The organism is Microcoleus sp. PH2017_05_CCC_O_A, from assembly GCF_020738785.1.
Classification (GTDB): domain Bacteria; phylum Cyanobacteriota; class Cyanobacteriia; order Cyanobacteriales; family Microcoleaceae; genus Microcoleus.
In genome coordinates, this window is record NZ_JAEQCB010000032.1 from 40,322 (window position 1) to 50,176 (window position 9,855).

Annotated in this window: 7 protein-coding genes and 1 pseudogene; all 8 read right to left on the reverse strand. The window is 45.4% G+C overall.

Annotated elements, in window-relative coordinates:
- Positions 1 to 113 precede the first annotated feature (113 nt).
- Positions 114 to 1,178 (reverse strand): spermidine/putrescine ABC transporter substrate-binding protein, encoded by a 1,065-nt coding sequence (locus tag JGK20_RS09575; RefSeq protein ID WP_293230204.1) that lies wholly within the window; start codon positions 1,176 to 1,178, stop codon positions 114 to 116.
- A 94-nt stretch (positions 1,179 to 1,272) separates the two neighbouring features.
- Positions 1,273 to 2,319 (reverse strand): annotated as a pseudogene (locus JGK20_RS09580) (spermidine/putrescine ABC transporter substrate-binding protein); the annotation flags it as partial.
- A gap of 134 nt (positions 2,320 to 2,453) precedes the next feature.
- Complete coding sequence (locus JGK20_RS09585) at positions 2,454 to 3,512, reverse strand: transposase (protein WP_293184956.1); 1,059 nt, start codon at positions 3,510 to 3,512, stop codon at positions 2,454 to 2,456.
- Between the two features lie 10 nt (positions 3,513 to 3,522).
- Entirely contained in the window at positions 3,523 to 4,098 is a 576-nt protein-coding gene (locus JGK20_RS09590) for an IS607 family transposase (RefSeq protein WP_293184957.1), read from the reverse strand.
- A 119-nt stretch (positions 4,099 to 4,217) separates the two neighbouring features.
- A complete protein-coding gene (locus tag JGK20_RS09595; RefSeq protein WP_293184958.1) occupies positions 4,218 to 5,348 on the reverse strand; it encodes an ABC transporter ATP-binding protein in 1,131 nt (376 codons plus the stop codon).
- A 185-nt stretch (positions 5,349 to 5,533) separates the two neighbouring features.
- Positions 5,534 to 6,217, reverse strand: coding sequence for a DUF4340 domain-containing protein (locus tag JGK20_RS09600; protein ID WP_293184959.1), 684 nt, complete (start codon positions 6,215 to 6,217; stop codon positions 5,534 to 5,536).
- Between the two features lie 408 nt (positions 6,218 to 6,625).
- Complete coding sequence (locus JGK20_RS09605) at positions 6,626 to 8,848, reverse strand: Gldg family protein (RefSeq protein WP_293230207.1); 2,223 nt, start codon at positions 8,846 to 8,848, stop codon at positions 6,626 to 6,628.
- Between the two features lie 48 nt (positions 8,849 to 8,896).
- The gene (locus JGK20_RS09610; RefSeq protein ID WP_293184962.1) at positions 8,897 to 9,802 is read right to left on the reverse strand and encodes an Rpn family recombination-promoting nuclease/putative transposase; all 906 of its coding nucleotides are present in this window, start codon (positions 9,800 to 9,802) and stop codon (positions 8,897 to 8,899) included.
- Between the last annotated feature and the right edge of the window lie 53 nt (positions 9,803 to 9,855).

Consider the following 9,855-nt stretch of genomic DNA (forward strand, 5'->3'; position numbering starts at 1 on the left):
CGGTAAATCTAAATGTACCAGATCGACTTATTGTCGGAAAAATTGATGCGGGCGATCGACTGTGGGGGCGAGAGTCAGAGATTGTTGGTCAAATTTGCTCCTACAGGTTAGGGTTAACCAGCGGTTAATTTAGTCCAATAGCGATCGTACACTTCCATAAATTTCCCTACTGGAGCCACACCTTCGCAATTTTTCAAAACAGCTTCCGAAGGGAAAAGAAGCTCGTTTTCGCGAACTTCCGGCGTCAGCAAACTAAAAGCATCTTCCGAAGGAGTTGAAAAACTGAGCCGTTCGACTAAAGAAGCAGCGACATCCGCTTGCAACATAAAGTTAATCCACTTATAAGCTGCATCTGGATTGGGAGCACCTTTGGGAATTACTAAAGTGTCAGTCCACAAAGAAGAACCACTTTTTGGTACGACATACTTCAATTTGTCGTTATCTGAAATGACTTCATTGGCATCAGAAGAATAGCACATGGCTAGCTTCAAATCCCCTGTCAGCATTTGCGGCCGCCAAGCGTCTGTCGTAAAAGATGCGATCGCAGGTTTGAGCTCCACCAGCTTTGCGTAAGCTTGTTTAACTTGATCTTGGTTCGTAGAATTCAGAGAATAGCCCAGCATTCGCAACGCAGCGCCCATGACTTCTCGAACATCGCTCGCTAGCGTCATTCGCCTTGCTAACTCTTTTTTGTGTTCCCACAAATAGCTCCAATCTTCAGGAGCTTCTTTGAGTTGTTCGCTGTTGTAAATCAAGCCTGTGGTTCCCCAGCTCAAAGGAACGCTGTAGCGGTTTCCTGGGTCGTATACAGGGTTTTGGAACTGTTTTTTTAGGCGATCGAGTCCGCCCAAAATCGAGTGGTCTAATTGGCTCAACAGCCCCAGTTCCGTCATCTGAACCACCATGTAGTCAGACGGGTAAATGATGCTGTAGGCGCGGCCGCCACCTGCTTGAACTCTCGCCAGCATCTCTTCGTTAGAGCTAAACACGTCGGCGACTACGCGAATGCCAGTTTTTTCAGCAAAGCGATCGAGCAAAGCTTTATCGGTATAGCCTGCCCAAGTATAGATGAAAAGTTGGTCGGCAGCACCTTTGACGGGAGGGGCAGATTGTACGTCTGCAAGCCGCCAGCCGCAACTGGAAAGGGCTAACCCGATTGGTAGATTTGTCGGAGGCACAGTTCTAATTGGGATTTTAGATTTGGGATTTAGGAATTAGCTGATTTTAGATGTTCGAGCAAACGCAGATAAACGCAGATTAATACTGATGCTATTAGATACTGGTTAGTTTTGTCCAGTAACGATCGTAAACATCTGCAAATTTTCCTAGGGGTGCCACGCCTTCGCAGTTTTCTAAAGTAGCCTCAGCAGGAAAAAGAATTTTGTTTTTGCGAACTTTTGGAGTCAGCAAATAAAAAGCATCTTCTAAAGGAGTTGCAAAACCTAATCGTTGGACTAGGGAAGCCGCAACATCAGCTTGCAGTATGAAATTAATCCATTTGTAAGCTGCGTCTGGATTGGGTGCTCCATTAGGAATTACTAAGGTGTCAGTCCACAGGGCAGATCCGCTTTTCGGCACAATATACCGAAATTTAGGGTTGTTTGCAATTACTTCATTGGCATCAGAAGAGTAGCACATTGCTACTTTCAACTCTCCTGTCAGCATTTGCGATCGCCAAGCATCTGTGGTAAAAGAAGCGATCGCCGATTTGAGTTCTTCTAATTTTTCATAGGCTTTTTTAACTTGTTGTTGGCTTGTAGAATTGAGAGAATAACCCAGCATCCGCAGCGTCGCGCCCATTACTTCTCTAACGTCGTTTAGCAGAGTCATTCGCCTTGCCAATTCCTGTTTGCGTTTCCACAAATAACTCCAATCTTCGGGAGGTTCTTTGAACTGTTCGCTGTTGTAAATCAATCCAGTTGTCCCCCAACTAAAAGGCACGCTGTAGCGGTTTCCGGGGTCGTAAACGGGGTTTTGGAACCGCTTTTTGAGCCGATCTAGTCCGCCAACGATCGATCGGTCTAATTGAGTTAGCATCCCGAGTTTTTTCATCTGCATCACCATGTAGTCTGACGGGTAAATGATGCTGTAGACCTGGGGAACACCGACTTTAAGTCTCGCCAGCATTGTTTCCGTGGAGTCTAACACGTCGGCGACTACGCGAATGCCGGTTTTTTCAGCAAAGCGATCGAGCAAAGCTTTATCGGTATAGCCCGCCCAAGTATAGATGAAAAGTTGGTCGGCAGCACCTTTGACGGGAGGGGCAGATTGTACGTCTGCAAGCCGCCAGCCGCAACTGGAAAGGGCTAACCCGACAGTTTGATTTTAGATTTTAGATTTTAGATTTTAGATTGGGGAATTGAGGATTGGGAATTGGGAATTGGGAATTGGGAATTGGTAATTGGGAATTCTTCCGATACTTTTTTGCTAACGTTTACTAACAAACACATAAGTTAAATCGCTAAACAGCTTTTCAACCAAGGCGTATCAACCAATGCCCGAAGGAAGATCCCACGAGCACCATTTAGATCTCGGTTCATCTGATTTCCATCAGAATCTTTGATCATTCTGCTACCACCAATCTTTTTGACTTCTCCAGTCCATGAAACAGTCTTTGAAGTGTAAGCTTCGTTGATAGAAGTTAAAGCAACTTTGCCTTGCTCCCAAGCTTTCCACTCTAGATGTTTTTTAAACTGGTAATGACTCAGAGTCAGCATTTGACGAACAGTTTTAGAGCGAATCTTGCGACGTGACTTGCTCACCATCTGAGACGACTCAAAGGATGGAATTAATATCACGTCAAAATTATCAACTAAAAACTTAGCAGTCTTGTGATGCAACTCTTTGACAAGATGTTGAATCTTAGACTTTAATCTGTCCGCTGCTTTCTTGAATCTTTTGCGTTGCGGGCTATTCGTTTTACTCATCCTTGAGATCAACTTGTCTAACCTGAAACACAACTTTTGGATCAAAAGATTAGAATCATTCCCAACCCATCCATAAGATGACTCAGAAAAGAAAGTCATGAACGTTCTAACACCGGGGTCTAAGGCAACCACGCGACCTTGGTTATCGGTCTGACGTGGTTGCACTTCTTCAGATACAACAATGTAATACTCGCCATAGGCAAGGGTCAATCGTCCATCACTGAAGCCTTTGGGTAATGCCTCTTTCAGCTTTGACTGACCCAATTTTGTCGGATAAATTCCTTTCGTCCCAATAGCAGACTTCGGAATATAAACAGACTGTTTTGTATCTTTTCGACTGCGAAACTTGCAGCTACAAATCTTGCCAGTTTTCTTGAAATCTACTTTGGCTTTTTTGACGGCACCACAAGCATCTTTAATGGCAATAGATTTAATTTGAAACGGTACAGGTTTTGCCCAATCAGGCAGCCCATTGAGTATTTCCGTTTTAATTGACATCCAATTGGCTTTAGTGCCTGGTTGCTGCAAGTATTTGATAGTTGCGTTGTAGACAAAACGACTAACTCCAAACCATTGTTTGAGCATTGCCTTTTGTTCAGGGCTTAGGAATAGTCGGATCTTCTTTGATTTTCTGGCTGTAGCTTCTAAGACCGTGCATTCGGCAACTAAACACGTGAAGGATGGCAAGAAGATCGGCTGTAAGTTCGGATTCGCTCGCGTGAACAGGATTTGAGAGAACCACGATTTCTCCACCGTTTTGTTTTGCCATGAACTCGAATAGTTCAAATCCGAATCTACACAATCTGTCTCTACAGGCAACAACAATCGTGAGCTGATCTGGGCGCATAAATCTGACCAGTAAGGCTTGCAGTCCTTTTCTTTTGAAATTGAGTCCAGAGCCGATGTCTTGGATGATTTCCGAGTCGGGGTATCGCTGTCGCATGAATTCGACTTGTCTAGCAAGATCGTCTTTTTGTTTGGTACTACTGACTCGGCAGTAGCAGATGATTGAGCAGATGCTTCCATCTTTTTGGTATGAGTCAACGTCGTAAAGGCGTTGCCCTGCTCCATTTTTGATTGATTTAATCTGCCCTTCATCTGCGTACTTCCTTAACGTGTTTGGATGCAGACCTAGAAATTCGACAGCCTTTCTAAGTGGTATGTATGCCATTCACCAAATATCACCCATCTAGTAGTGTATGTGAATGATTGTTAGAAAAATTGATACTGTGCGTCAACCCCTCTCCCCTCTCCCTTTCTCCCTTTCTCCCTTTCTCCCCCTCTCCATCGTTAGGATCGATCGCCCAAAGCGAGACAATCAGTAGTTCCCCAGTAAGCATAAATCGGCGTCTGCGGGTCTGGGAAAGAACCGCCCGTATTGGGTTGGCGCACCGTAATTTTATCGCCCGACGCCAATTCAACCACGTAATGAACGTGAGTGCCCATGTACATGATATTTTTGAGCCGCCCTTCAAAACAGTTAACCGACAATTCCGGCTGGTAGAGATTCAAATATACTTTTTCAGGCCGGACGCTAACCACCACAGAGTCACCGATGACACCATTCCACATATCCGACTGCTGAACGACTATTTTCAGATTGGCTGATGTGCGAACTGTAATAGTCGATCGGTCGATCGCCTCCACCGTACCAGAAAACAAATTCGTATCCCCAATAAAATCCGCCACAAAAGCCGTCTGCGGGCACTCATAAATTTCTTCAGGCGAACCAATTTGCTCAATCCTGCCCTCGTGCATCACCGCAATCCGGTTAGAAAGACTCATCGCCTCTTCTTGGTCGTGAGTCACCATCACAAAAGTCAAACCCAACTCTTGATGCAAATTCGACAATTCCAACTGCATCTGCTTCCGCAACTTCAAATCCAGAGCTCCCAGCGGTTCGTCCAGCAGCAGAACCGCCGGTCGATTTACCAGAGCTCTCGCCAAAGCCACCCGCTGCTGCTGGCCGCCCGACATTTGACCCGGAAACCTGTTGGCGAAAGATTCCATTTTCACCAATTGCAAAGCTTCCCGTACCCGTTCTTCTACTTCCGATTTCCCCAGCTTTTTAATCCGCAATCCAAAAGCGATATTGTCCCAGACATTCATGTGTCCGAACAGGGCGTAGCTTTGAAACACAGTATTTACCGGACGGCGGTAAGCTGGAGTATTGGTCATCGACTGGCCGCGAATCATCAATTCGCCCGCCGAGGGAGTCTCGAACCCAGCGATTAAGCGCAGCGTGGTAGTCTTACCGCAGCCGGAGGGCCCGAGAATGCTAAAAAATTCTCCTTGACGAATGCTGAGGTCAACTCCGCGGACTGCGGTTTCGCCATTAAATACCTTAAAGACCTTGCGGAGTTCAACGTCAAGCGCTGTATCCTTTGCTGTCGTACCTTGGTTGAGTGCTGTCTGAAACATATTCGCCCGTTCCTGGGGTAATGCACGCTATTTTAATACAGTTTAACTTTAGACTTTTCTGTATTTTAGGCGAGGAATGTTGGAATTGAGAGGTTTTAGAATTTGTTCTTTAGATTCTATCTCAGAGTGTTGCTGGGCAAGACCAAATCTGCTGTGTCCCGCACCAAATTCAATCCACCGATCATCTATTGATTTTCAGGATTTGGCGTGGGAGATGGCGTGGGAGAGGGTGTTTGCGGTTTCTCTGGTTTGGGCGCTTCTGCTTTTTTCCATTCAGACAAAGGTCGTTGGACGGCATTTTTAAAGTCAAACGGTACTAGCAGCACGGGCAAAGTTTCTGCCCCATTTTGAGGTGGGGCTTCCGCCGGGTTGGCTTGGGCGTACAAGAAGCGGCCGCTAAAGTCTGTTTTGCCTAAAACTAGGCGGTGAGTTTCCTGGTTGTCCAGCTTGACTGTGACTGTGGCTTGCGGTTGGTCGAGACCGAATTCTGGCAGTTGAGCGGCAGTAATATCTATTGTGCGATCGCTCTTTCCTGTTCCCAGCCTATCTAGCAAAAAATCCACCGATGCCTGACTCGCGTGTGCTTGCACCGGCAATTTCATTTCCCAGCTAGACTTACCTCCTTTACGAGCATAAACTCGTTCAAAAGTCAATATCTTTTCCGGAGTTTTGACTGTAAAGAATTGTACGCGATCGGACTTGAAAGTAAAAATTTTATGTTTTTCGTCCTTAGCCGCCTCCTGTTTTGGGGACACTTGCGTCTCGTACAAAGAAACCAACCCCGCCATGGTCAACGCAACAGCTATCAATATAAATGTATTTTTCTGCAATTTCATAATAATGAGGAATTCGGCATGGTCAGCAGTCATTAGTCATTAGTCAGCAGTCATTAGTCATTAGATTGTAGGGTGCGTCAGGCTTGAATATTTTGACACCGACTAATAATTTTTCCTCTGACGCACCTACGGGAATTAGTATCAGATTGTAGGGTGCGTCAGGCTTGAATATTTTGACACCGACTAATAATTTTTCCTCTGACGCACCTACGGGAATTAGCAATTGGTGGAAAAACAAGCAAGAAGCAAAGTAGTTATTGTAGGGTGCGTCAGGGTTAAATATTTTGATTTCAGACTAATAATTCCCCCCTGACGCACCCTACGGGAATTAGGGATTAGGAATTGGAAATTGGGAATGGGTTGAAAAACAAGAAACAGGCAAATAAATCCGTTACATCCGTTAAATCCCGTACATTGCTCGTTGCCGAACTTGCTTCATAATTATCTTCTTTTCCACCAAATAGCGCCACCAACGCCCAGTCCCAGTAAAGGCCAAATCAGCCAAGCTAAAACCAACAATCCTACTTGGACATCATTCATGTTAATGCGGCGGTTGGTAGCTTTTTTCGGGCTGATAGAAAAGCTTTGCTGGTCTGGTTTGCTCAACCAACTCACTGAATTGAGAAACACGTCGCTATTGAGTTGTTGGTCAAACCAACCGTTAGTCACAAATTGAGATGTACCAATTACTACCATGCGCGATGTTTTTGTAGGAGTAGAAGGCACAGAAGGAGTTGTGCTTGGACTGGGAGATGCTGTGGGAGATGTTGTTGGTGTTGGTGTGGAAGATGTTGTTGGTGTTGGCGTGGGCGAACTTTCAGGAGATGCTGTGGGAGATGTTGTGGGTGTTGGTGTTGAGGAACTCTCCGGCGATGCTGTGGAAGATGCTGCCGGTATTGGCGAAATTGTCGGTACTGCTGGAGGGGTAGCTTCCTGGGAGACAATCACCGAGTAGCTGATTGGGGAAGCTGTCGGCGAGGTTGTTGGAGATGGAGAAGTTGTTGGTGATGGAGAAGTTGTTGGTAATGGGGAAGTTTTCGGCGATGGTGAAGTTGTTGGTGTCGGCGATGCTTGGGGTGATGACGAAGTTGTCGGCGAAGTTGTCGGCGATGCTTGGGGTGAAGGCGATGTTGTCGGGGAAGTGGTCGGAGATGGCGAAGTTGTCGGCGAAGTTGTCGGCGATGCTTGGGGTGAAGGCGATGTTGTCGGGGAAGTGGTCGGAGATGGCGATGTTTTCGGCGATGGCGATGTTTTCGGCGATGGCGATGTTGTTGGCGATGGCGAAGTTGTAGGAGATGGTGAAGTTGTCGCCGATGGCGAAGTTGTCGCCGATGGTTGGGGTGAAGGCGTGACTGGTGTTGGTGAGGCTGAGGGGTTTAACGGAGTGCTCTCAGAACCCGATCGCACCAAAGCCACACCTAATAATAACGGGCCTTGTCGATCGGTCTTCGGATCGAACTCCAATTTTTTAGTCGTCAAATCGCTTTCCGCCCAACTTTCCTGACTCGTCCAAATCAGCGGTTTTTCCTCTATCCCTACTACAGGCGAAGTTTCCAAAGCGCGTGCAAACGGATAAAATGAAATACCGCTACCGAAACTTTGAGTAATCGGATGTTCCCCGTAACGCCTGACTGTGGGAACCGTCGCGCCCAGGCCGAATCTTTGACCACTACCCGAAGCATCGATGGCCAAACGGGAGTCTAGTTTTACACCCCATTCTTGCAAAAATTTGTCTAATCCCGTATTAATTGCCGGGTCTACCATTAAGAATAAACTGCCACCGCGATCGAGATAAGCTTTTAGTGCTTTAATTTCTACATCCGAAAAAGGTTTATCCTGTCCAGGAACAATTAAAGCATCTGCATCTTCTGGAACTTCTTTGCGTTCGCTCAAATTCAGCGTTTGAGAGTTATAGTATTTATCTTTCAGAGCTTTTTCAGCTTGCTGAATTCCGCCTTGACCTTCTTTCAGCGGGCGAGCTCCTTTGCCTTGCAAAAAGTAAACTGTAGGAGTACGAGTGCTGAGAATTTCTTCTAAGCCATTTGTAAGTTTTATCTCCGAAAGACCTTGATTCGGGTCACTACCAAAAGCAGTACCACCTTTTTGCAGCACTTGTTTTTTTTCACCGGATTGCAAGTAAATTTCTCCGATGCTGGTAATACTAAACTCCCGGATTTTTCCCGGTTGGGCCTGGGGGTCAACAAACTCGTATTGAAACTTTTCGCCTCCCTCGCGTTTGTAACTTTGCAGCAATTCTTTAATTTGCGGATTTTGGATGGGGTCAAATACCCAAACCTTGACTGTTTGTTGCAGGTTTCGCAGGATTTGTTGAGTCTGGGGGGCGAGGGTAAATTGTTGGCTTTCGGTTAAGTCGATGCGGAGGGGATAGCGAAAGGCTATGAAGTTAATTACTCCCAGAATCACAAAGACAGCGAGGGTAGCAATCAGGGCGTTGGTACTCGCTTGAGTGGAACGTCGCCCCCAAAAGCCTTGTTCGTAAGTCAAGGATAGCAGCCAAAGTGCGATCGTCACTATTCCGGCAATAACTAAACCGACTGTCAGGGGTTCCCACGCTGCGGATACAAGTGCTGCTGTTACCCCCGCTGCGGTGAGGAGAGGGCCCAGCCAAAAAACGTATTTCCAATTTGTTTTGGTAATTTTCATAAGCTAAATATTGTTTGTGTGAGCAAATTCCGGTTCAAGAATGTTATTCTATATTGAATTAGTCTGCTCCAACCAGGCTGTTAAATCTGAGAGACTATTGAAATCCAGGACGGCATCTCCTAATTCTTCTAATTCCTGTAATCCTAATTGACGGATAGAGTTTTCTAGTTCCGGTTGGATTGTGCCTAAGCGTCGCACAAGTTGACGCAATATTAATGAGAGTTGAGCAGTTTTTGTCAGTTGTTCTCTTGCTACTTCTATCGCAATCTGCTGGTCTTGAATCCACTGTTCTTGGTTCTGCAACTCTTTTAATTCTTCTTGACTAAAATTGTCCTTCTTGGCAATTTTAAAAGCTTTCTGAATTTCGGGAACAGCACTCAGTGTTTCGGGGACTGTCTCCAGAATACTGGTATTTTGGAGAAAGTAAATCCATTGGTCGGCTCCTGTTTCTAATTGTGCTAATTCTTTACTGAATTTTGGCAGCTCCACAAATACTAATTCTATTTCAGTATCTGGACAATCAAATTTTTGCTCTTTTTCTTTGAAAACAAACCTAGTCATAAATTCAGGCTGATTTTCAAACATTTCAAAGTCGGCAATTTTCAAGGAAGTTACTGTTTTTAGTCTTTCATAGCGTTCTTCTCCTGTTAATTGCCCGCTGTAGGCTTTGGCAGCATTGTACAACACTCTTTTCTCGAAGGAAGGCACGTTGAGCAGTTGGATTTCAATCAGGGCGATTCTGCCACCGTTAATTGTGGCTTTGACATCTAGGTGTGTGTCTGGGACTCCAAAAGTTTTATTTCCCGGTTGGGAGTCGATTATTTCTAAGTCTTTAATGACAGGCTGTGCTTCATAAAGGATGGCGTTTAAAAAATTAATGAGGATGTATTTGCTGTCGCTGGAACCGAAGATCTTTTTGAACGCAAAGTCGATTTTGGGATTGATAAATCTCATTGTTTGATTTATTTGGTAGAATCATTTACCCTGAAAATATAACCGAATGTTGA

Excerpts from the sequence above, each read along its gene's own strand:
- JGK20_RS09585 (WP_293184956.1), bottom strand. The coding sequence starts at position 3,512 with ATGCTCAAACAATGGTTTGGAGTTAGTCGTTTTGTCTACAACGCAACT.
- JGK20_RS09590 (WP_293184957.1), bottom strand. The coding sequence starts at position 4,098 with ATGGCATACATACCACTTAGAAAGGCTGTCGAATTTCTAGGTCTGCAT.
- JGK20_RS09595 (WP_293184958.1), bottom strand. The coding sequence starts at position 5,348 with ATGTTTCAGACAGCACTCAACCAAGGTACGACAGCAAAGGATACAGCG.
- JGK20_RS09600 (WP_293184959.1), bottom strand. The coding sequence starts at position 6,217 with ATGACTGCTGACCATGCCGAATTCCTCATTATTATGAAATTGCAGAAA.
- JGK20_RS09605 (WP_293230207.1), bottom strand. The coding sequence starts at position 8,848 with ATGAAAATTACCAAAACAAATTGGAAATACGTTTTTTGGCTGGGCCCT.
- JGK20_RS09610 (WP_293184962.1), bottom strand. The coding sequence starts at position 9,802 with ATGAGATTTATCAATCCCAAAATCGACTTTGCGTTCAAAAAGATCTTC.